At 43.4% G+C, this 23,231-nt stretch carries 18 protein-coding genes; 9 read left to right on the top strand and 9 right to left on the bottom strand.

Translation table 11 applies throughout. From position 1 onward, the window contains the following. Nucleotides 1-105 precede the first annotated feature (105 nt). The 3 genes from ACO05V_RS02520 to ACO05V_RS02510 are packed head-to-tail and all read right to left on the bottom strand — an operon-like array spanning nucleotide 106 to nucleotide 3,517. On the bottom strand, nucleotides 106-1,635 hold the full coding sequence (locus ACO05V_RS02520; RefSeq protein ID WP_421847182.1) for an ABC transporter substrate-binding protein: 1,530 nt from the start codon (nucleotides 1,633-1,635) through the stop codon (nucleotides 106-108). Nucleotides 1,636-1,685: 50 nt separating this feature from the next. Further along, entirely contained in the window at nucleotides 1,686-2,525 is an 840-nt protein-coding gene (locus tag ACO05V_RS02515; protein WP_421847180.1) for an ATP-binding cassette domain-containing protein, read from the bottom strand. After that, nucleotides 2,513-3,517 (bottom strand): ATP-binding cassette domain-containing protein, encoded by a 1,005-nt coding sequence (locus tag ACO05V_RS02510; RefSeq protein ID WP_421847178.1) that lies wholly within the window; start codon nucleotides 3,515-3,517, stop codon nucleotides 2,513-2,515. Before ACO05V_RS02510 ends, ACO05V_RS02515 begins: the two co-directional genes overlap by 13 nt. A 209-nt stretch (nucleotides 3,518-3,726) precedes the next feature. Between ACO05V_RS02510 and ACO05V_RS02505 the strand changes: the two genes are divergently transcribed. Both ACO05V_RS02505 and ACO05V_RS02500 read left to right on the top strand, forming a co-directional pair. Next, nucleotides 3,727-4,650: a LysR family transcriptional regulator gene (locus ACO05V_RS02505; protein ID WP_421847176.1), complete on the top strand. Its 924-nt coding sequence runs from the start codon at nucleotides 3,727-3,729 to the stop codon at nucleotides 4,648-4,650. 132 nt (nucleotides 4,651-4,782) lie between these two features. Next, the gene (locus ACO05V_RS02500; RefSeq protein ID WP_421847174.1) at nucleotides 4,783-6,360 is read left to right on the top strand and encodes a DUF6708 domain-containing protein; all 1,578 of its coding nucleotides are present in this window, start codon (nucleotides 4,783-4,785) and stop codon (nucleotides 6,358-6,360) included. Here the strand turns inward: ACO05V_RS02500 and ACO05V_RS02495 are convergent. Together ACO05V_RS02495 and ACO05V_RS02490 are read right to left on the bottom strand one after the other, a co-directional pair. After that, the gene (locus ACO05V_RS02495; RefSeq protein ID WP_421847172.1) at nucleotides 6,347-6,754 is read right to left on the bottom strand and encodes a SufE family protein; all 408 of its coding nucleotides are present in this window, start codon (nucleotides 6,752-6,754) and stop codon (nucleotides 6,347-6,349) included. The two genes, ACO05V_RS02500 and ACO05V_RS02495, sit on opposite strands and share 14 nt — an antisense overlap. A gap of 6 nt (nucleotides 6,755-6,760) precedes the next feature. Continuing rightward, nucleotides 6,761-7,978, bottom strand: coding sequence for an aminotransferase class V-fold PLP-dependent enzyme (locus ACO05V_RS02490; RefSeq protein WP_421847170.1), 1,218 nt, complete (start codon nucleotides 7,976-7,978; stop codon nucleotides 6,761-6,763). 206 nt (nucleotides 7,979-8,184) lie between these two features. Here ACO05V_RS02490 and ACO05V_RS02485 point away from each other — a divergent pair, with 206 nt between their 5' ends. After that, nucleotides 8,185-9,807, top strand: coding sequence for a GntR family transcriptional regulator (locus tag ACO05V_RS02485; protein WP_421847168.1), 1,623 nt, complete (start codon nucleotides 8,185-8,187; stop codon nucleotides 9,805-9,807). A gap of 89 nt (nucleotides 9,808-9,896) precedes the next feature. Here ACO05V_RS02485 and eptA read toward each other — a convergent pair whose 3' ends face one another. Next, entirely contained in the window at nucleotides 9,897-11,519 is a 1,623-nt protein-coding gene (eptA, locus tag ACO05V_RS02480) for a phosphoethanolamine--lipid A transferase EptA (RefSeq protein WP_421847166.1), read from the bottom strand. A gap of 307 nt (nucleotides 11,520-11,826) precedes the next feature. Here eptA and ACO05V_RS02475 point away from each other — a divergent pair, with 307 nt between their 5' ends. Next, a complete protein-coding gene (locus tag ACO05V_RS02475) occupies nucleotides 11,827-12,651 on the top strand; it encodes a phosphatase PAP2 family protein (RefSeq protein WP_421847164.1) in 825 nt (274 codons plus the stop codon). Between the two features lie 32 nt (nucleotides 12,652-12,683). Here ACO05V_RS02475 and ACO05V_RS02470 read toward each other — a convergent pair whose 3' ends face one another. The 3 genes from ACO05V_RS02470 to ACO05V_RS02460 form a co-directional block, all read right to left on the bottom strand. Further along, entirely contained in the window at nucleotides 12,684-13,310 is a 627-nt protein-coding gene (locus tag ACO05V_RS02470) for a DsbA family protein (RefSeq protein WP_421847162.1), read from the bottom strand. A 171-nt stretch (nucleotides 13,311-13,481) separates the two neighbouring features. After that, entirely contained in the window at nucleotides 13,482-14,678 is a 1,197-nt protein-coding gene (locus ACO05V_RS02465) for an amino acid aminotransferase (RefSeq protein WP_421847160.1), read from the bottom strand. A gap of 300 nt (nucleotides 14,679-14,978) precedes the next feature. Further along, the gene (locus tag ACO05V_RS02460; RefSeq protein WP_255827265.1) at nucleotides 14,979-15,173 is read right to left on the bottom strand and encodes a PA3496 family putative envelope integrity protein; all 195 of its coding nucleotides are present in this window, start codon (nucleotides 15,171-15,173) and stop codon (nucleotides 14,979-14,981) included. 183 nt (nucleotides 15,174-15,356) lie between these two features. Between ACO05V_RS02460 and uvrD the strand changes: the two genes are divergently transcribed. From uvrD to ACO05V_RS02435, 5 genes are all read left to right on the top strand, one after another. After that, complete coding sequence (gene uvrD / locus ACO05V_RS02455) at nucleotides 15,357-17,570, top strand: DNA helicase II (RefSeq protein ID WP_421847158.1); 2,214 nt, start codon at nucleotides 15,357-15,359, stop codon at nucleotides 17,568-17,570. Nucleotides 17,571-17,894: 324 nt separating this feature from the next. Continuing rightward, nucleotides 17,895-18,962, top strand: a complete 1,068-nt coding sequence (locus tag ACO05V_RS02450) for an oxidoreductase (RefSeq protein WP_421847156.1) — start codon at nucleotides 17,895-17,897, stop codon at nucleotides 18,960-18,962. A 285-nt stretch (nucleotides 18,963-19,247) separates the two neighbouring features. Next, a complete protein-coding gene (locus ACO05V_RS02445) occupies nucleotides 19,248-20,360 on the top strand; it encodes a TRAP transporter substrate-binding protein (RefSeq protein ID WP_421847154.1) in 1,113 nt (370 codons plus the stop codon). Between the two features lie 145 nt (nucleotides 20,361-20,505). After that, the gene (locus ACO05V_RS02440) at nucleotides 20,506-21,612 is read left to right on the top strand and encodes a TRAP transporter substrate-binding protein (protein ID WP_421847152.1); all 1,107 of its coding nucleotides are present in this window, start codon (nucleotides 20,506-20,508) and stop codon (nucleotides 21,610-21,612) included. Between the two features lie 299 nt (nucleotides 21,613-21,911). Then, nucleotides 21,912-23,021, top strand: a complete 1,110-nt coding sequence (locus tag ACO05V_RS02435; RefSeq protein WP_421847150.1) for a TRAP transporter substrate-binding protein — start codon at nucleotides 21,912-21,914, stop codon at nucleotides 23,019-23,021. The last annotated feature ends 210 nt before the right edge of the window (nucleotides 23,022-23,231 follow it).

The following is a 23,231-nucleotide window of genomic DNA, read 5'->3' as shown; positions in this document are numbered from 1 at the left end:
TTTAACGACTGTCTGAAGTGACGGTCGTTAAAAAGAGGGAGGCATTGCTCAGCTAGCAATAGGCTGAGCAATGCGGTTTACCGAGTAGAGAACAACTAGAGTGGCTTATTCCACTGTGACTTCGTTTAAACGTAAACGGCTATCTGGTACAGGAGTAAAATTCTTCACTCTTTTAGATACAGCGAAAATAGCGTTTAGGTTATACAACGGCATTTCCAGTGCTCTATTGGCGGTGTAGTTCGCGATAGACTGAAGAATTTCTAGGCGTTTAGCACGATCCGTAATAGAACGCTGAGACTCTAATTGCTTATCTAACGCTGGATCACTGTCGTATGGGTTCCATTTTTCGCCAGAGTGATACATGAAATACGCCGTATTGTCGTAATCCAATGTCCAACCACCCCAAGATTGTTGGAACATTTCGCCCGTTTTGCCTGCTGGAATAATATCGTTGAGCAAAACATTGGTTTCATAAGGTTTGATGGTGGCGTTTAGTCCTACAATTTGTAGGTAACTGGCTACGGCTTGCGTCACCTCGTTGAAGGTGGCGTCATTACCACGAATGTCGATCTGAATCTTAGTACCCGATTTAATGCCTGCTTCTTTTAACAGTTGCATGGCTTTTGCTGGGTCATAAGGCAGTGGCGACATACTTGGATCATCACCAAATGAAATGGCACTTTGGAAGCTAGCGATTTGTGCGGCTTGGCCACCTAAAATGGAATCAATAATTGCCTGACGATCTACACCGTAAATTAATGCTTTACGGACTTTTTCATCTTTAGTGATGCCGTTTTTGGTGTTGAAACGCATGGCATAGACCGTTGGACTAATGGTGGTAACAACTTCAAGGTTCGGATCTTTTTCAATCGTAGTAATCATACCAATCGGAATGGTTGGCGGAATCACCAAATCAACGCGGCCAGATTGAAGCTCTGCAACCGCCGTAGAAGGCTCGCTGATGAAACGGTAATTCAGATTGGTAAGTTTTGGCGCGCCGCCCCAATGGTTTGCGTAGGCTTCAAGTTTGATACCGACTTTTGGCTCGTAAGAAGCAAATTTGAACGGCCCTGTTCCAACTGGATGGGTGTTAAAAAAGTCTTCGCCTTTCTCTTGGATATACTTCGGCGGTACTATCATCGCGCCATAACCAGCAAGCTTAGTAAGTAGTACAGGATCCGCCGCGTTAAGGTGGAAGTCGACCGTGTAATCGTCGATAATTTCGACAGAATCAATAGCAGAATAATTGGAGCGCTGCGGGCCTTTTTTTCCTTCGTCACCCATCAAACGATCAAAGGTGAACTTTACTGCGGCGGCATTAAAGTCTTCGCCATCGTGAAACTTAACCCCTTGGCGTAGTGTAAAACGAATGCGCTTGCCGTCATCCAATTGTTCCCAAGAGGTAGCAAGACCTGGCTGCAATTTCAGGTTTGGACCACGATAGGTCAAACCGTCGTATATATTGGTTGCCACAGAAGCCCAATTCACCAGAAAAGTATCAATTGGGTCCCAACTACCGGGATCTTGTGGGGAAGATACCGTTAATGTGCTGGCAAAGCTGAAGCTTGCAGCGGTTAAGCTGCCGGTAATAGCGAGGGCTTTAAATACCGACCCTAACGTCTTTTTACTGTTCATTTTTCAACGCTCCGTTCTGTCTTTTGTGATTGTTGGATAACTTTTTATAGTTATGACGCCTCGGCGACAAAGTGCCCCGGGGCGATTTCTTTATGTGGCAGAATGTGAGGCTCATCGCCTACACGTCTGACAGGGCTTGGGATTTCACCGCTAAGGCGGCCTAAATCTCGTTCAATGGTTGGGTCGGCAATAGGCACAGCACTAAGCAAACGCTGTGTGTAAGGGTGAGTTGGGGTTTCTAAAACCTGCTGGCGCGAGCCAAGCTCGGCCACTTGCCCAAGGTAAAGTACCGCCACTCGATGGCTCATTTTCTCGACCACAGCCATATCGTGACTGATAAACAAATACGCGATGCCGTGTTCTTCTTGTAGTTCCATGAAAAGGTTGATGATCTGGGCTTGGATAGAAACATCAAGCGCAGACAAGGCTTCGTCGGCAATGATCAATTTCGGGTTCGATGCCAGCGCTCGGGCGATACAGATGCGCTGACGTTGACCACCTGAGAATTGATGAGGATAACGCTTGGCGTGTTCAGCGGTTAAGCCAACACGTTCTAATAGTTCATGAACGCGTTTTTGAATGTTTTTCTCACCACGAATGAGATCATGGGTTTTAATCGGTTCTGCAATGGAAAAACCTATGGTCTTTCTTGGGTCAAGTGAAGCCAATGGGTCTTGGAAAATGTATTGGATCTCTCGACGCAAACGTTGCCTGTCTGCTTTACTCAAAGAAGCAAATGGATTGCCTTCAAAGCTAATATCGCCGCTGGTGGCTTTCTGTAACTGTTGAATCGTGCGGCCTATGGTCGATTTACCAGAACCGGATTCACCGACGAGCGCCAATGTTTCGCCGCGGAAGATATCAAAGCTGACTTTTTCTACCGCATGCACTCGGTGCGTGACGCCCCCCAAAAGCCTTTTTTACTATCGAAGCGTGTAACAAGATCGCGTACCGATAATAACGGGCCTTCATCATAGCGAGCGGTATCTTGTGTTTTTTCTTCTCCGACTAGTCGAGATGTTTCGCCGTCCATTACAGTAATTGGAAAACGTTTTGGAAAGGCTTCTCCAGTCATACTTCCAAGCTTTGGCACCGCAGATAACAAGGCTTTGGTATAAGGATGTTGTGGGTTAGCAAACAAATCTTTTACTGGACCTTGTTCGACTTTTTTACCTTTCCACATGACAACCACATCGTCTGCGATTTCAGCGACTACGCCCATGTCGTGAGTGATAAAAATCACCGCCATGTCTAGTTCTTTTTGTAAGTCATTAAGGATGGTTAAGATTTGCGCCTGAATGGTGACATCAAGCGCGGTGGTGGGTTCGTCAGCGATCAACACTTTTGGACGACAAGCCAGCGCCATGGCGATCATGACACGTTGTCTCATACCACCTGATAGTTGGTGAGGATAACGTTTGAGCATTTCTTCCGCATCGGGAAGGCGAACCATTTTCAGCAGTCTGACACTTTCGGCGAGCGCTTCTGCTTTATTGAATTTTTTGTGTAAAGAGAGAGATTCAGCGATTTGGTCACCGATGGTAAAAACAGGATTCAATGAGGTCATCGGTTCTTGGAAAATCATCGCAATGTCTTTGCCACGAATGGAGCGCATTTTGTCTTGCGATAAGGTCAGTAAATCCACTTCTCCTTGCTCGGTAGAAAAGAGGATTCGTCCTGTTGGGTAAGTGGCCCCAGTGCCTTCGGCTAAACGCATAATGGATTGGGAAGTAACAGATTTTCCTGATCCTGATTCCCCAACAATAGCGAGTGTTCGGCCTGCCATGACGGAAAAGTTAAGGTCGTCAATGACGCGAGATTGACCAAATTCCACCGATAAGTTTTCGACGGTCAGTATTGGAGCGGATGAAATGTCTGTCACTAAATAATCCTTACTATTAAGAGGCGTTTGGTTACAGGCACTTTAATCTAATCACAGCCTATTTAAGTGAGCGTTTGGCAGAAATCATAAAGTAGCTATAAAGATTCTCATTCTTTACCTACTTTCATAATGTGTATTTAATTCGATGACTTCCACTTATATTATTGTATGCTTGATAACTAAATGTTATTGATTGAGATTAAATTTGTATGAAATTCAGACAAGTAGAGGCTTTTCGTTACATCATGTTACGAGGAACGACTGCAGCAGCAGCGGCAGAAATGCATGTTTCTCAGCCAGCGGTGAGTCGTTTACTGAGTGATTTAGAACATTCGTTAGGGTTTTCATTGTTTGATCGTCGTAAAGGGCGCTTGCACCCAACTCATGAAGCGACGGAGTTTTTCCGCTCCGTCGAGGAAAGTTTTCTGGGTTTAGAGAAGCTAGAGTCTGTGGCCTCCAAAATACGCACTCGAACCCCCAGCGAGCTGAAAATCGGCAGTACGTCAGCGATTGCCAGTACCTTATTGCCTTTAGCTTTGTTGGAACATAAAAAGTACTTCCCCGATGAGCGTGTAACTATCCATACGGATGGTATGGCTGAGTTGGTGATGAAATTACAAACTAATGCGGTCGATTTGGCGATTGGACTGGAATTACCACAACTGATCGGGATTGAGCGTGAATTTATAGGCAATGCGCGTTTTGTTTTCGCGGCTAAATCGGATCATCCTTTGGCTAAAAAAGAAGTGATTTGCGCGCAAGATCTGATTGGAGAGTCGGTATTGACTGTGGTCGACAGTTCGCCTGTATACTGGAGCGAGCTTGGCGGCGCATTGAGTTCTGTTAAGTCTCAGATCAAGCAACGCATTCTGATAGATACCTCTCATACTGGTTATGCGATGATTGCAGCAGGCCTTGCCGTCGCGGTATTGGAACCTTTTGCCGCGCGAGTGTGGGAAGGTAATGATGTGGTTATTCGGCCTTTTGAACCCGCTATATACTATCCATATGGTTTGGCTTACCCTACAAATGCTCGACAACATAAGTCTTTGTATAGTTTTACTCAATCTATTCAGAAGGTTGCTAAAAACATGAGGGAGTTTAATAATGATTATGCTGTAATGAAAGACTAATCACTCACTGTATGTTTTTATTTGGATTTTTTATTCCACTGATGCTATCGAATTATTATTCTACCTTGCTCGATCATGTAGACTACCTTTATTTAGAATAAATTTTCAATTTAATAGAAGAGAAATATTGTAATGGACTATATTAAAAATGAATTTCAAAAAGATGAATTTAAAGAAATTCAAGGCGCTTTAAACGCAGATATCAATAAACATTATAATATATTGTTTAAAATAGTTAATTACCTCTTTGTTTTTTTTATAGTTGGATTTCCATTCATTGCTTTCCATGATGTAGGAACACAAGGAGAACTATATTCTAAATTAGATGGCATTTTAGCAACAACTGTAATCTTTATTGCTATGCTAGCTGTTTTTAGCTTAGGAATTAGATTTTTTATAGATAGGGTTAATAAAAATAGTGTTATCACTAATATTGCTAATGTATCCGGTAGACTAGTAAAGCATATAACACAGATATCGACAACAAATGGCACAACATCATCAGTCACTTATTATATAAATATATTTGAATCATCAATACCATTACCGACAAACCGTATTAATGAAGTTCAATACAGTAAGGTCAGAAAAGTATTGGAAGATGATCCCCAAAAAATACACAATTTTCGTGTTGCCGTTGTTGGAGATACATTAGCCGATATGCTTCATCAGACTTCAGGTACACTCTTATTGTTACCGTACGAGGACTATATAGAGCCAAATGACAATGCTGATTTTAAACAACATGAAGAGGGTGTTTGGTTTGCTCAAAAACAATTTGGGCATAAGCCAAGATTCTGTAAACCTAGAAAAGACATATTGATAAGAAATAAAAAAGAATTAGTATGCGAAGAAAAAATCGACTTTAAACACGATTATATTGATTTTGAAGAAAAAACTGAAATTGAAATTGACGATGCTAGAGATAATAGCAAAGTATTTGATGACTTCATGGATATTCGGGTTACGCCAGAATCTATTAAAGGTAATAAAAGTTCTAAATATTTTCTTATATTGATTGCTGCCCTTGTTTTTAATTTTTTCTTTATGGATGATGTTGTTTTATTACCTGGTTTAGATAATTTCTTATACCTTGTGTTGTTTTCGATTTTTTTTATTATGATTGTATTTTTAGCTTTTCTACCTTTAAAAATAAATACTCCCATAAGGTTTAATAGAAAGAATCAAGAAGTCTATGTTTATAATAAAAAAAGCTTATATAGAATTCCATGGGACAAAGTCGATATGTCTGTTGTTGCAAAACAGAGTGTGAAAAAACATAAGAAAAATAGTAAATATAATTTTATTTTTTGGTTAGATCCTAAATACGATACAACTGGTAAAAGTAAGAGTGTTGTTCCAATAAAAATTCTTTCATCAGAAGGAATACATGGAAAAATATATTATTGTTGTGATTACATTAGTCGATATATGCGATTTGATTCTAGTGTTCATATTGAAGAAGATCAAAAAAAGTTGGATGCTCCCGAAGGAAGTAAAAAAAGAGGTAAAGAGCCATTGGTAACTGCGGATACTATTTTTAGCTTTTTGCTAAATGTGATCATTTACATTATTTTTATACCAATAGTATTCGTATATGTTTTATTCGTTTTATCGCCAATCTCCATTCGGCTTTTGCTTAATCCATTCAAAACAAAGTGGCCTGAGGAAGTACATGAATGGTCAGGTAAGCGATCTAACTGGCATTAAAAGCATTCAAAATCGCCAACACACCATTGGTTCTCGAGCTGGTTAGATAACTTGATAAGTTAAGTTCCGCCAGCTCTGCTTTTAGATCCATTTGTTGGATGTCTGTGAGTGCTTTCCCTTCGACCAAGCTCAATATAGCGACCAACACGCCGCGCATGAGTTTGGCGTCGCTGTCGGCTTTGAAGTGACGTATGCCATGACTTTCTTCAATGATTAGCCAAACGGCGCTTTCGCAGCCTTTTACTTTGTTTTCTTCAGTTTTTTCTTCAGCGGAAAGTCGCGGCAAGGTTTTGCTTAACGTTACTAACGCCTTGAAGGTTTCTTCTTTGCTTTGGCAAGCTTGTAGCTCAGCTTTTATGTTTAATGGCTTTTGTTGTCCTAAAGAGTCTGTCATCACTTGTTACTCATCATTTAATAGGTCTATGGCTTCTAGAAGGACATCACAGAAGCGGTTGGCTTCTTCCATGGTGTTGTAACAGGCAAAAGAAGCTCGTAAGGTGCCGGCTACGCCAAGTTGTGCCATCAGCGGATGGGCACAGTGACTGCCAGCTCTAACCGCCACACCTTGGCTATCTAGGTAAGCATTCAAATCCAAGATATGAATATTGGGTACACTTAGCGAAACCAAGGTGGTGTTTTTCTCGGGCGAATAAATCTCGATTCCACCTTCTTTATGAAGACGAGAATATACGTGCGTGGCGAGGGATTGTTCCCACGCTAATAACGCTAGACGATCCTGAGCATTAAGAAAATCACAGGCGGCTGCTAAGCCAATAACACCTTCGATGTGTGGCGTTCCCGCTTCCAAGCGATAAGGCAATACATTGAACTCAGTCGCTTGATATGAAACATGCCGCACCATTTCGCCACCCGTTTGACATGGCATTAAGATTTCTAATGCGTGGCTTTTGCCATATAAAACGCCAATGCCAGTTGGTCCATACATCTTGTGGCTAGAGAAAACATAGAAGTCGCAATCTAGAGTTTGTACATCAATAGGATAGTGCGCCACGGCTTGAGCGCCATCGACAAGGGTAAAAGCGCCTTGTTGCTTGGCGTGATCAAGCATGGTTTGCAGCGGCGTACTGACACCAATGGCGTTGGAAATTTGAGTCGCTGCAAAAATACGTGTGCGATCCGTGAAGTATTGGCTGAATTCGGGTTCCCATTCGCCATTGGATGTTAATGGCAGAATGCGTAAGCGTGCGCCAGTACGAAAGGCCAATTGCTGCCAAGGCACCAAATTCGCGTGATGCTCTAAACTGGTGATGAGAATTTCATCGCCTTTTTCGAGTATATGTTCTAAGCCAAAGGCGACCGTGTTGATGGCCTCTGTCGCCCCTTTTGTCCAAATCACATGGCTTTGCTCGGGTGCATTGATAAAGTTTGCTACTGTGTCACGGGCTTGTTCAAAACGGTTGGTTGCTCGGTCACTAAGGAAGTGCGCGCCACGATGAACATTGGCGTTAAAGTTTCGGTAATAGTCTTGAATGGCATCCAATACTGGCAACGGCTTTTGTGTCGTTGCGGCATTGTCTAGATAAGTTAACGGATGATCATAGGCTGGCTGCGTCAAAATTGGGAACAGGTGACGAAGTGAGGAAGGATCAAAAACCATGGATACTCTACTTTTGTTTGAACAAGGGGCTATTTTTCATGGTGATTACTAGGCTTAAAAGCCATAAAACCTGCCTTAAACAAGTGAAATTGTACCTTAACTCCCATCAAAATCGTGAATTATTGGGCTTTTACTTGCGTTTTTTTAAGACAACTATAATGATTGATAACAGATACTAGATGACAAACTAGAGAAGGTACAAAACGGTGGCGGATTTTTTATATAAAAGTGTGGTGGATTGGTTCTTGGGTCAGATGTCACAAGAGGCGATTGTGCCCGGTGATAAAATGCCATCCTTACGAGCTTTATCGAAACAATTGGAGCTGAGCTTAAATACCGTCATACACGGTTATGAGTTGTTAAGCGAAGATGGTTGGATCGAATCTCGCCCCAAATCGGGTTACTTTGTTTGTCATCGCAGTGAGACAAAACCAGCATTGTTATTAGCGGGTGATGCCTTACGTGAATTAGCTAATGATGGCACTAAGCCCGCTTGGTCGTGTCTTGCTCATCGTGCTGCATTAGTGGATCAAAGTGATACTTTTTTAAGCCCTCCGACGCGACAAGAAGAAGTACATCTCCCCGTCTTAGGTAAAGGCCATTTGTCGGTTCGAGAAGCCGTGAGCGAGTATTTGAAAGGGCTTGGTATCAAGGCTCATGCTTCGCATATTTGGCTAGGACATTCGCCTTTGGCAATGTTTACCCAGAGCGTGCAAACGCTGACTCAACGTGGCGATGGCGTGTTAGTGCTGACGCCTTGTGATCCTCGAATCACCACCACGCTACAAAGTTTAGGGCGACAAGTGATTGCTTTGACGGCCGGTGAGCGTGGCGTTGATTTAGATTTAGCGATTCGTTGTTTACGAGATAAAGCCATACGCTTAATTGTTTTGCCGGGGCAGTTCTCGTTCCCGGCGGGTCAGTTGGTGAGTAATTTAAGTTTGCGTCGTTGGTTGGCGATTATTGAAGAAACCAAATTGCCAGTGATCGAATGGGATTTGTGCTCGCATTTGGCATATCGCGCTGGTTCCATGATGACCTATAAATCATTGGACTCGTCTGATCATATTGTTTATATCGGCGGGGTGGAATCAAAAGGTGTGGGTCGCTCCGCAAGTTGGTGCTTGCCAGGTCGACATCAAGCTTTATTAGAAGGCGCTTTTTTAGGCGCAGATATGGCGTTAAATGATGCACAACAAATGGCCTTGAGTGATGCCTTACAGCTGAATAGTAAACGTTCATTAATGAAACGCGCCAGAGATGTGTGGGCAAATTCGGAGCGCGTTAAAGCGCATTTGGAAACACGTCTTGGCGAGCATGTCAGTTTTGCGGCTAGCAAAGGCGGAATGTCGCTCTGGATGTGTTTATCAAAACCATTAGAAGTTGCCAGTATGACTGCGCTATTGGCCAGCTTCCGACATGCGATTGTGCCCGGCGCCTTGGTGAGCCATGAAGCCGATGCCAATCATTGGTTGGCGGTGAATGTTACCCTGGACGATGTGGAGCCTCTAGCAAAAGCCTTGGCTGAGCATTTGGTCGTTGATGAAGTTGAACTGGCTGTCGATTCAGTTATTGAACCAATAAATGAATCGACAGATGAACAGATTGTTGAGACTCTTGAGACAGCAGAGCCAGTCGAAGAACACGAGCAAGCAGAAGAAATTGTCGAAGCGATAGAAAGTGACTTAGCGCCGTCTGACACGGTAGAAGCCAATGACATTAAAGCATCAGAGGCGCCGCCAGAGAAGGAAACCAAGAAGTCTCGTAATGCGACAGCCGAACCGCTTTATAACCCGATGTTGGATTTAATTAATCACGACTTTGGTTAAAGCCCAGAAAAAGTAATGTTTTCTAGAAAATGACAAAAACAATAAAGGTCAGATTTACTGGCCTTTATTGTTTGTTCGCTAGTTTATGGCTATTGTTGGCGCGCTGCCCTGAACATATCTAGGTCTTTGTTATAGATCTCGCTGTCCATGTCAAAAGCCCCCATGACACTGTGGAAGACATTGGCTTGGGTGCTTTCTGTACGCGCTTTTAATTTATCGACCGAAATGTGTTTCTGCTCAATAAAGGATGGCGACATCCACACAAAGAAGGGCACTTTTAATTGTTGCTCTGGCGCAATGGAATAAGGCGTTCCGTGCAAATAAATACCGCCTTCCCCAAGTGATTCTCCATGATCAGAGACATAAAGATAAGCGCTGGAGGTATTCTTCAAGCTTTTTAGAGTCAGACGCAATTGATCTAGAAAGTGATCGTTGTACAAGATGGTATTGTCGTATGCATTGATCAGCTCTTCTCGTGTACAGTTACTTAATTCCACAGTACGGCAAACAGGTTTGAAAACCTCAAATTCTTTTGGGTATTTGCTGTAATAAGACGGGCCATGACTGCCTGTTTGATGAAGCACCACAAAGATTTTTTGCTTGTCCGATGCTTCTATTTGGTCGGCCAAGTGGCTTAACAAAACGCCGTCGTAGTCACACTCACCGCCTTTACAATTGGCTTCTAGATCTCCAGCTCCAAGGTAACTTGCTACTTTTATTGGTGGCTCTCCCCAATTTTTAGTACGCCAAAATACGTCAATGCCTTGTCTTTGCAAGTAGCTTGGAAGAGGTTCGAAATTTTCGGAAAATACACCGCTAGGATCGTTGTGAGAAAGAATGCATTTCACTGCGGCGGTGGTGTAAGTGGCGCAAGAAGTGGCGTTTTTCAGGGTGATAACGTTTGACGCGGTTAAGAGTGGATTAGTTGGTTTGTTGTAACCGTAAAGAGAGAAGTTTTCCGCTCGGGCTGATTCTCCAATGACTAACACAACGACGGTCTTTTCATTGGAATTAAAGGTGGCGTCTGGTAGCAGTGTCTGTTCGATGTTCTCTTGTGCTTGCTGCATTTTGTAACGTATAGAATTGCCGACGTAAGACCAAGGCATGATCCTACCGCCTAATTGCTTGGCGTGGTCATCGATCCAAAGCCATTTACTTTGTGATTGCCATAAAAAAGTCGAGGACACGATTGTGGTAATAATGAGGTACAAAAATAGTCGTAGTCTTGGTGTTTTTTGTACCGAAGTACGAATAATTAACCAAGCAGGAATAACACCAAGTACGACAAAATAGATGACCAGTTTAGGACTTAAAAACTGCTCAGACTCTGAATACTGGGTGTTTAAAATATTGCCTATCATGCTGGTACCTAAGATGACGTTGTAGGTCACCACAAAATACACAGCTAATGAGTTTGCCAAAGCTAGTACGACGCAAATGGCTTTCCCTAGGCGCCGGGAAATCATAAATAACAGATAGAGTACAAGAGAGGTGACAAGATAAATAACCGTATAAACAACCAGTAAGATATGCAGACTGTTTAAGGTTAAGCCGTCTAAATTCTTTAACGAAAATAACAATAAAGGCCAGTTGTACAACACGGCATTGAGCAGTGCTAATACGATAATAAAGGTAGAGGTTCGTAGTTTTGGTTTAAGGCCGAGTGTAAAAAAAGAACCTAGGCTAGATAAAACAGAGCGATTACTATTCATTAGGGGATTCGTTCCTGTTGACCTTGTTGTTGCGTAGATAGGGGGAAAAAGAGTAAGTGTTTTAAACCATTATATTGATAGCTACTGCCGCGATTCTAACACGCGATTTCGGCTGTAACCATTCTTGTGGCCTCTATAATCAGCCCTGATAAGCGTTTACTTATTTTGACTTAATTCACAAAAATAGAGAAAGTTATCATGCAGAAGTTCCTTTGAAACCATCATTCCATGTTTTTTTTACACAATGTGCATATAATGCGTTCAAATATTTTTACTCTAGAAGTATTACCTAAAAGACAGGAATCTTATGCGTTCTTACCTAAAAAAAGTGTCGACTAACTACAAATTGCTCATCGATCAAGCTAGAAACACCGAGATGATTGTATCTTCGTCTAGCATTCAAGTTTTAATAGCCATTGCGGTTGGGTTGGCAAGTATTGCATTGGTGGGAAATACGCTTAGTGGCTATCACTTTGCCTTTATGGAAATAAACCGTTTTAGCTCGAATATTTCTCCTGTTTTACTTGAAAACATGACTGTCTTTGGCGATGGCGTGTTTTTATTGGCCTTGATATTGTTGCTTTCTAATCGACAAGTTCGCTTCCATTGGACCATTTTGTTCACCAGTTTGCTGAGCGCCATTGTGGTGAATGTACTGAAAGATTATTTTGCTATGCCTCGCCCACCGGCGGTATTGGATGCGGAGGCTTTTAACCTTATTGGTAGAGCCTACCAAGCACGTAGTTTCCCGTCAGGGCACAGTGCAACCGCTTTTCTATTAGCGACGGTGTGTTTCTGCTATGCCCAAAATGCGTATTTTAAAGCGGCGCTTATTTTATTGGCAGTATTAGTTGGTTTAAGCCGTATCTTAATTGGCGTGCATTGGCCTATGGACGTGTTAGTTGGTGGTGCTTTAGGAATTGTTTTAGGCTTAACGGGTGTCATGGTCACTGCGAAATGGAAGTTTGGCTTGTGTGCGCCAGTTCATCTATTCACTCTGGGGTTGATGGTGATTGCCTGTATTATGATATTTGTTGATGGCAATGATTATAAACTTGCGATGCCAATGCTTTATGTTGTTGCAGCGGCTGCTCTAGTACAAACGATAAGAAACTATATTTGGGTTAAGTAATCCTATTTTCTGAAATAAATTCTAAAAAGGCGCTAAGACAGCGCCTTTTTTATGGCATTTAACATGCTTGAATGATCTTTGTAATCGAGTGGAATAGGCGTGAGCTGATCGCCTAGGAGCAAGGCCAAAGAAGGGAACGAATTCAAGCCAAGGTGTCGAGCTTGCTCTATTTCTTCTTCTAATAGGCGTTCGCTTTTAACGTGCTGCATAGTATTTTGAAAACCGTCTGCATTCATGCCTATTTGCTCTGCGCATTCGATGAGAGTGTCTAAGTCAGATGGATTTTTGGCTTTCAAGTAATACGCCTCTTGGATGGCATGATACATTTCTTCTTCTAGTCCTGTGTCTCTTGCGACATAACAGGCTCTGCATGCTGGGTAAGTCGAACGTCGAGGTGTGGCCGTTCTCCAGAAGTCGAAATTGAACTCTGTGCCCAGCGAGCGCTGAATATTCTGCCAAGTACCTTCAAGTTTGCTTTTCATTTCATCAGGCATGGCAACATCAGAATCGATAGCAAGACCGCCAAGCATCGGCTGAATGGTTAGTTGATCCGCATCGACTAAGTCTTGTAGGGCTTTTTGTAGCTTGGTCCAAGTAGGGCGGAATCCCCAACACCAGCTGCACATAGGGTCGTAGCAGTAAATCAGTGTGGCGGTCATGGATAGCTCCTGTAAAGATAGAAAAAAGCGAACTCTAAGGTAACAGTCTTTTTAGTTAGAAAACAGCAGCGATAAAACAATAAACAAAAGCAATCGGCATAAAAAAACGGCTTCAACCTGATAGTTGAAGCCGTTTTTATAGCATCGCGCAAGTAGCGACTAAATGTTAGCTTAGTCCTTTAAGATCGCGGCAATCGCTTCGCAAAGCGGACCCATATTGTCGTGGGTCATACCCGCCACACTGATACGACCTGAGCCAACAATGTAAATGCCGTATTCTTTACGCAGCTGAGCCACTTGATCTGGTGTTAAACCAGAAAAGGAGAACATGCCTTGTTGCTGTGAAATGAATGAGAAGTCTTGGTTAACTCCTTTAATTCGAAGTGTATTCACAAACAAACTACGCATTTCATGAATACGAGTACGCATAGCTTTTACTTCGTTTTCCCATAGAGCAAACAACTCAGGGTCATTCAAAATCTCGGCAACAACCGCTGAGCCATGAGATGGCGGATTTGAGTAGTTGGTACGAATGCAGCGTTTGATTTGCGTGAACGCCGCTTCAGCTTGTTCCGCTGTTTCACACAAAATAGTCAGTGCACCAACGCGTTCGTTGTACAGACCAAAGTTCTTGGAGAATGAACTAGCAATAAGCATCTCAGGAACGTGCTCTAAGAAAGTACGTAAGCCCTGAGCATCTTCTTGCAAACCTTGACCAAAACCTTGGTAAGCAAAGTCAAACAATGGCAAGAAACCTTGTTTGCTGCATAGTTTAGCTAATTGGTACCACTGCTCTGGCGTTGGATCTATGCCCGTTGGGTTGTGGCAGCAACCATGGAATAACACCACATCGCCTTCTGGGATTTGAGACAAGCTCGCCAGCATGGCTTCAAAGTCTAGCGATTTGTTATCGGCATTGTAGTAAGCGTAGCTGCCAACTTCTAAACCAACGGATTGAAAAACAGACTGATGGTTCGCCCAAGTTGGGTTACTGACCCAAATGGTCGCTTCTGGTAAATGCTTTTTAATGAATTCTGCTGCGACGCGTAATGCGCCTGTGCCGCCAGGGGTATGAGCTGTTTGAGCAAGCTGTTTGGTAATAATATTGTGTTCTTTACCAAACAAAAGCGCTTGCACAGCTGATCGATAAGCGGGTGCGCCTTCGATACTTAAATAGCTTTTGGTTATTTCTTGAGCCAACAAACGTTCTTCTGCTTGTTTGACTGATTTTAAGATAGGCGTATTGCCTTGTTCATCTTTGTAAACACCAACGCCCAAGTTGATTTTATTGGGATTTTGATCATTTTTGTAAGCGTCATTCAGGCCAAGAATTGGATCTGCCGGAGCAGCTTGGATATGTTCAAACATGGTAACTCCCCCAAGAGGGTTATTTTCTTTTTTTATTATGGATTAGAAGATATGAAAATCAGACCGTATGGTACTCCAACACGTGAGTAACCGCTATAAGTTGGCGGAAAAGGGCAATAATTTACTGTGTAGAAATGTAGCTGTTTGTTTTTCACAAAGCACATTTTTGAAGCTGTAAAAGAGAGATGACAGCACTTTGGCTGATGAATATAGTATTTTTGAGTGAAAAAGGACGTTGACCTAACCAGATAGTTAGGTCGTATTTAGGTCACTTTCAGTCTCAAATAAATAGCAGGAAAATTAATCGTCCCAGCCGTTTGAGATATCATGGTGCAAACGTTTTTCTTCTAAATGCTGTTCAATTGCACGTCTGGCTTTTAACATACGTGCCGCATCTTCCTTTTGATTCCGTTCTTTTGTCTCATTTTCCAAGCTAATGGAAGCATGCATTATGTCGGTTTTTACTTCAGTTAATGTTTCAGCAAAATCGCTCATCGTTATACCCTTTTGGACGTTCGACGACATTGAAGTGCATTGATCACTGTCATCGACAGTTAAAAAAAGTCAAAATAGACAGATAACTTATTTCAAGCTAATAAAAAACCCAAATAGATTGAAAATCAACCTATTTCTACGCGTTTTTTGTGACAAATTTATTAATTATTATGGCGGAATGTAATGGACGTTTCTTTTATCCTTGACTCACTGAATGACAAGCAGCGTGAAGCCGTTGCAGCGCCTTTGCAGAATAGCCTTGTATTGGCTGGCGCTGGGTCAGGAAAAACCCGAGTCCTAGTGCACCGCATCGCATGGTTGATGCACGCTTACGAATTGTCTCCTTACAGCCTGATGGCGGTCACTTTCACCAACAAAGCTGCTCGTGAGATGCAAGGCCGTATTGAACAGCTGGTGGGCGTTCCTCCACAAGGCATGTGGGTTGGCACCTTCCATGGTTTAGCTCATCGACTCTTGCGTGCCCATTGGCGTGATGCGGGGCTAAAAGAAAACTTCCAGATAATGGACAGCGACGATCAGCTGCGATTAATAAAACGCATCATGCGAGAGCTGAACATCGACGATACTCGCTGGCCACCAAAGCAAGTGTCTTGGTTTATTAACGGGCAAAAAGACGAAGGCCGTCGTGCGGCTCATGTGCCAGACAGCCATGATCCTTTCTCCAAAGGTATGCGTGAGTTGTATTACCATTACGAAGAAGCCTGCGAGCGTGGCGGTTTATTGGATTTCGGCGAATTGTTGTTGCGTGCTCATGAACTGATGCTTAGCACACCTGCCTTGTTGCGCCATTATCAAGATCGTTTTCGTCATGTGCTGGTGGACGAATTTCAAGATACCAACACGATTCAATACGCGTGGTTGCGCATCATGGTGGGCAGTGAGGGAACGATTACGGCTGTTGGTGATGATGATCAATCGATTTACGGTTGGCGTGGCGCAAAAATTGAAAACATCCAAAACTTCACCAAAGATTTTAAAGATGTTGGCACTATTCGTTTGGAGCAAAACTACCGTTCAACCGGTCATATCCTGAATGCGGCCAATGGCTTGATCAAACACAACGATGATCGTTTGGGCAAAGAGCTTTGGACCGACAGCGGCGAAGGCGATCCAATCTCGCTGTATGCAGGCTTTAACGAACAAGACGAAGCGCGTTTTATCATTGGTATTATCAAGCAATGGCGAGACAAGGGAACTTCTCTGACGGACATGGCGATTCTTTATCGCTCTAATGCTCAGTCTCGTGTTATCGAGGAATGCTTAGTTAGGGAACAGATAGCTTATCGAATTTATGGTGGACACAGATTTTACGACCGCCTTGAAATCAAAAATGCCTTGGCTTACGCCCGTTTGGCTCTCGATCCGAATGATGATGGCGCGATGGAGCGAGTTATCAACGTACCGCCTCGTGGTATTGGCGAACGTAGCATCGGAACGCTGCGTGAAATTGCTCGTGATAATGGGTGCTCTATGTGGCAAGCCGCGCAAGAAGTAGTACGACAGTCATTAATGGCAGGCCGCGCGACTAATGCCATCAAGGCGTTTTTGCATCTTATTGAAGGCTTGAGTACCACTGTTCAACAACCTGATTTGAACTTGAACGATATTTTCGAACAGATCATCGAAGAAGCGGGCTTGATTCCTTTCCATGAAAAAGAGAAAGGTGAGAAGGGCGAAGCGCGTATCGAAAACTTAAAAGAGTTGGTTGGCGCGGCAGGTGGATTCAGCTGGAGCGATGAGGACGAAGAATTTAGCTCGCCGCTGATGGCGTTCTTGGACAAAGCCGTATTGGATGCGGGTGATGCGCAAGCCGACGAGTACCAAGACGCCGTGCAGCTGATGACATTGCATTCGGCGAAGGGTCTAGAGTTCCCTCTGGTGTTCTTAACAGGCGTGGAAGAGAACATCTTCCCAAGCAAAATGTCTTTTGAAGAACCCGGTCGTCTCGAAGAGGAACGTCGTCTTTGCTACGTGGGGATTACTCGCGCAATGGAAAAACTGTATATCACCTACGCGGAATCTCGTCGTTTGTTTGGTAGCGAATCGTTTAACAGCCCATCTCGCTTTATCAAAGAGCTACCACCGGAATGCTTGGAAGAAGTTCGTCTTCGCTCACAAGTAAGCCGTCCTGTGTCTTTGCAGCGTCCAGATTACAACTTTGAAAAGAATAAACTGCAAAACAGCAATGTGTTGAACAGTTACAAAGCGCCAGAAGTTACCGTGAACATGGGGGATCGAGTCAATCACCCGGTGTTTGGCGAAGGCTTAGTGATCAATTACGAAGGCCAAGGCCCACAAGCACGAGTTCAGGTTAACTTCGATGATGAAGGCACCAAGTGGCTGGTGTTGTCATTCGCTAAATTGGAGGTTTTGTAGCTTTGGTTTAGATGGAATATCTCGTTGTCTGATTAGCTTGCGCCTGCTTCGCAAGCTCAGCGCGTCAGCAGGAATAATACCAGCGTCCTTTCAATTAAACTGCTTAGCCTGCAGCAAAGCGGGTTAGCAGGGATAAGACTCTGCTGGCCTTTTGTAGTCTTGTTTTGAAGCTTATTACGTTTCAGCGTTTTCTTTCCCATCCTCTAGCGATTTATCCATTAGTTAAATGATCTAACAGCGTAAATGTTTTTAATTGCGGCAATTTTTTTAAATTGGTTGTAAACTGTTTAGAGTTGTAATGATTTAGTCGAAAAAGAGTGGGGCATGGCGATTCGTGTTGGTTTGATTGGTTTTGGTTTGTCTGGGCGGGTGTTTCACGCGCCTTTTGTGATGAATGATCCTGGCATGGAAATGGCGTATGTTTGCAGTTCGAAAGCAGATGAGGTTAGGGCGGTTCTGCCTGATGTGTCGGTGGTGTCGTCTGCTGAATCTGTGTTTGCGGCGCCGGATGTGGATTTGGTAGTGATTACGACGCCGAACGCTTTGCATTTTGATCAAGCAAAACAAGCATTAGAAAACGGTAAACATGTGTTGTTGGAAAAACCTTCTGTTACCCGATTATCTCAGATTGAAGCTTTGTGTGCCTTGGCGAAGCAAAAAGGCTTGGTGTTTTGTGTGTATCAGAATCGTCGTTTTGATGGCGATTTTTTGCGTCTTAAAGCATTAATTGAAAGCGCTGAGTTGGGCGAGTTGAAGCATTTGGATTCTCGTTTTGATCGTTTTCGACCTACCACGCAAGCGCGCTGGCGTGAAGAGCCGGGTGTCGGCACGGGGATTTTTTGGGATTTAGGGCCGCATATTCTAGATCAGGCACTGAGTTTATTTGGGCCGCCGAAGTGGTTGCATGCGAGTATTGATAAGCTACGTGACGGGAGCCAAACCCATGACTGGTTTGAAGTGGAGTTTGGTTACGATGATAAACGCGTGCGCTTAGCATCTACACCATTTGAAGCCGGTGAAATGCGCCGCTTTAACGCAAGGTTTACTAAAGGCTGTTGGCAGTGTGTGGGTTTAGACCCGCAAGAAGAAGCATTGCGAGCAGGGCAAATGCCATGGCAGGATGAATTTCCTTCGAAAGCCGCCCAGCAAAAAATCACTCGTTTTGTTGCGCATTCTCAAGATGATATTGAAAGCATTCAAGAAGCTGCAACACAGGGCGATTATGCGGCGTTTTATGCGCAACTGCGTGATGCGATTCTGGGTAAAGGCGAGGCTCCGGTTACGATGGAGCAGGCTTGTCAGTTGATTTATTTGATCTGTTTGGCGGAGCAGTCGGCAGAAAGTGGTCAGCGAATGTCTTGGGGTTATACGCCGAGTTTTTCTGTTAAGTGAATTTGTCGCGATAAATTAAAAAAAGAGTTGAGCAAGATTCCTACAATTCTTATCATCATTTGCCCTTTTGATGTTTTATGCATTAAAAGGGCAATTTTCTGTCTGATCTTATAATAAAAAGGCAATAAAGGACGGCATTTAGCGGGTGCTTTTATTGATCCAATCTCCATGGATGGTGGTGTTTTCTCATCGCTTTCTCATGTCTCAGACACATTTCATCTAGATTGAACATCTACGTTGTTAAAAATAGTGGTTAAAAAGTAACTGGCTCCCTGAGGGAAAATAATGCGTAATTTAATGGTATTGGGCAAATTAGCATTTGCTGGTTTGTTTGCTTTGTCTTTGGTCGCTTGTGGCGGATCAGAGAAAGCCGAAGAAACGGCAAAAGTTGAGAAAAAAGTAGAAACGATTCACTGGAAAATGGTCACGACTTGGCCTAAAAACTTTCCAGGCTTGGGCACAAGTGCTGAAGAGCTTGCGAAAAATATTACTAAAATGTCTAACGGTCGTTTGGACATTAAAGTCTACGCTGCTGGCGAATTGGTCCCTGCACTAGAAGTGTTCGATGCGGTGTCTCGTGGTACGGCAGAAATGGGTCATAGTACAGCCTATTATTGGAAAGGTAAGGCTCCTGCTGTGCAGTTTTTTTCGTCAGTGCCTTTTGGTATGACAGCACAAGAATTCAACGCTTGGCTTGAATACGGTGGTGGTTTAAAACTGTGGGAAGAAGTCTATGCGCCATTTAATATTATTCCTATGGCAGTAGGTAATACGGGTGCGCAAATGGGCGGTTGGTTTAATAAAGAAATCAATTCTCTAGCAGATTTCCAAGGCCTAAAAATGCGTATGCCTGGTTTAGGTGGTGAGGTATTGAAAAAAGTAGGTGCTGTCACTGTCAATCTTCCTGGTAGCGAAATATTCACGGCATTACAAACTGGAACTATTGATGCAACGGAATGGGTTGGCCCATACAACGATCTAGCGTTTGGTTTGTATAAAGCTGCGAAATATTATTATTACCCAGGTTGGCAAGAGCCAGGCTCTGCGGTTGAAGCACTTATTAATAAAGATGCTTTTAATGCGCTGCCTGCCGATTTACAAGACATTGTTCGTTCTGCTGCACAACAAGCTAACTTGAATATGTTAAGTGAGTTCACTGCTCGAAATGACGCGGCACTAACTACGTTAGTTAATGATCACAATGTTATTTTGAAAAAATTCCCCAAAGACCTGCTGGAAGCATTGCGTGTCGCGTCTGATGAAACACTAAAAGAAGTGGCTGCCAACGATCCTATGAGCCAAAAAGTCTATGACTCTTTCTCTGGTTTCTTGAACTCGGTTAGTCAGTGGCATGACATTTCTGAGCGTGCGTTTATCAATGCTCGTGCGACGGATTAATTTGTTGGTTTAATTACTAACTACATTGGCGAAAACATTAAGCCCTGTTATCCATAGATAGCGGGGCTTATTTTATCTTTTGGTTGTGCTCTTGATGTGAGCAAAGCCCTTATAAAAGTAACTCGTCTCCTAAGGGATGGACTTAATGAATACAATAAAAACATGGGGAAAAGTCGCGCTTGTCGGTTTATCAGCGCTGATTCTGTCGGCTTGTGGATCTGAAGAAAAAGAAACCGCAAAGGCTGAGCAAAAGACCGAGGTGATTCACTGGAAAATGGTGACCACTTGGCCGAAAAATGCTCCGGGCGTGGGAACGGGGGCGGAAACGCTTGCTAAGAATATTAAAGAAATGTCTAACGGTCGATTGGATATTAAAGTCTATGCAGCGGGTGAATTAGTTCCAGCCTTGGAAGTGTTTGATGCGGTATCTCGCGGTACGGCGCAAATGGGCCATGGCGCGTCTTATTACTGGAAAGGAAAAGTCCCCGCCGCGCAGTTTTTCGCTACCGTGCCTTTTGGTTTTACCGCGCAAGAGTTTAACGCTTGGGTAGCCTATGGCGGCGGTTTACAGCTGTGGGAGGAAATTTACGCACCGTTTAACTTAATCCCTATGGTTGCTGGTAACGCAGGCGTACAAATGGGCGGTTGGTTTAATAAAGAGATTAACTCGCTGGCGGACTTCCAAGGTTTGAAAATGCGCATGCCGGGATTGGGTGGTGAGGTACTGAAAAAAGTCGGTGCATCGCCAATCAACTTGCCAGGCAGTGAAGTATCTACAGCGCTGCAGACGGGAACCATTGATGCTACAGAATGGGTTGGGCCTTATAACGATCTTGCGTTTGGTTTGTATAAAGCGGCGAAATATTATTATTACCCAGGTTGGCATGAGCCGGGTTCTGCTGTTGAAGCTATCTTTAACAAAGATGCTTTTGAAGCCTTGCCAAAAGATTTAAAAGCCATTGTACGCTCTGCGGTTCAGCAAGCTAATTTGGACATGATCAACGAGTTCACTGCACGCAATAATGCGGCGCTGCAAACCTTGGTGAATGAACATAATGTGATTCTTAAACCCTTCCCTAGTGATCTATTATCGGCGCTTAAGAAAGCCTCTCACGAGACAATAGAAGAAGTAGCCGCTAATGATCCAGATAGTCAGAAAGTGTACGAGTCGTTTAAGAACTTCTTAGCGCCGGTGACACAATGGCATGACGTTTCTGAGCGCGCTTATATCAATGCGCGAGCAGATGATTAAGCTCCCCGTCTTTTAAAACGTCTATCTAGTACCACTAAAAGCTCCGTTATCTTTGATAGCGGAGCTTTTTTGTTTTGCATTAATAGTACTAAGAGCGGCTAGAAAAAATAAATATCAAAAAGGTCTTGAGCGCTGGCAGCGCAATTCATACTATTCAATACACTTGGTGCATAAAATATGAACTTGAGTTCGAATTTTGTCCTTAATTAAGGTTCTTGCTCGTATACAAGTAGGGTTGTATTGCTCGTAATGTGCACGCTAAGTCCAATAAAAATAACTAGTCTCCTGAGGGATAATCAATGATAACAATAAAATCGTGGGGCAAACTGGCGTTAGTCGGTTTGGCTGCTGCCACCTTGGTGGCATGTGGTGGATCAGAAGAAAAAGAAACCGCAAAGGTAGAAAAAACAGCGGATGTCATTAACTGGAAAATGGTCACCACTTGGCCGAAAAACTTTCCTGGTTTGGGTACGGGTGCTGAAAATCTAGCCAAAAGCATTAATGAGATGTCCAATGGACGTATCAACGTAAAAGTCTATGCAGCGGGTGAATTGGTCCCTGCGTTAGAAGTATTTGATGCCGTGTCTCGTGGTACGGCGCAAATGGGCCACGGTGCGGCTTATTACTGGAAAGGCAAAGCGCCAGCCGCTCAGTTCTTCACTGCGGTACCGTTTGGCTTTACCGCTCAAGAAATCAATTCATGGATTCACCACGGTGGCGGTTTGAAATTGTGGGAAGAAATCTACGCGCCATTTAACTTGATCCCAATGGCAGCGGGTAACACGGGTGTACAAATGGGCGGTTGGTTCAATAAAGAGATTAATTCTTTGGCGGACTTCCAAGGCCTAAAAATGCGTATTCCTGGCTTGGGTGGCGAAGTCTTGAAGAAAGTGGGCGGTACGCCAATTAACCTTCCTGGCGGCGAAATCTTTACTGCTTTGCAGTCTGGCACTATCGATGCGACAGAATGGGTTGGTCCATACAACGACCTAGCGTTTGGCTTGTACAAAGCGGCTAAATTCTACTACTACCCAGGCTGGCATGAGCCAGGTTCTACGATGGAAGCGATCTACAACAAGGAAGCGTTCGAAGCCTTGCCAAAAGATCTACAGCTGATCGTACGTGCGGCCACTCGTCAAGCTAATGCGGAGATGTTGGATGAGTTCACTGCATTGAACAATTCTGCATTGCAGACATTGGTAAACGAACATAACGTAATCTTAAAACCTTTCCCAGATGATGTGTTGTTAGCGCTGAAAAAAGCCTCTGTTGAAACACTAGATGAAGTGGCTGCGGCTGATCCAATGAGCCAAAAAGTCTATGATTCATTCAAAGAGTTTGGTGCGAAAGTAAGAGCGTGGCACGAAGTGTCAGAACGCGCTTATATCAATGCTCGCGAGTTGAATTAAGCGTATTTCATTACTTTTGATTTGAGCTAACTTATTGATCTAAAAGCTCTGTTATCACTGATAGCAGAGCTTTTTTTTGGTGAAGCGTTATTCGTTCGGCTGATAAATAAAACCAAGAAATAAAGCCAAAAAAGCCTTGAGGCTTGATATTGCTATTTATACTATTAGAAGTACTTAGTGCATAAATTATGTCTATAGAGTCAATTCTGG

Source organism: Marinomonas sp. (genome assembly GCF_965225885.1).
Lineage (GTDB): Bacteria > Pseudomonadota > Gammaproteobacteria > Pseudomonadales > Marinomonadaceae > Marinomonas.
The sequence above is the reverse complement of the archived record's forward strand: the minus strand, read 5'-3'. Positions and strand labels throughout refer to the sequence as shown.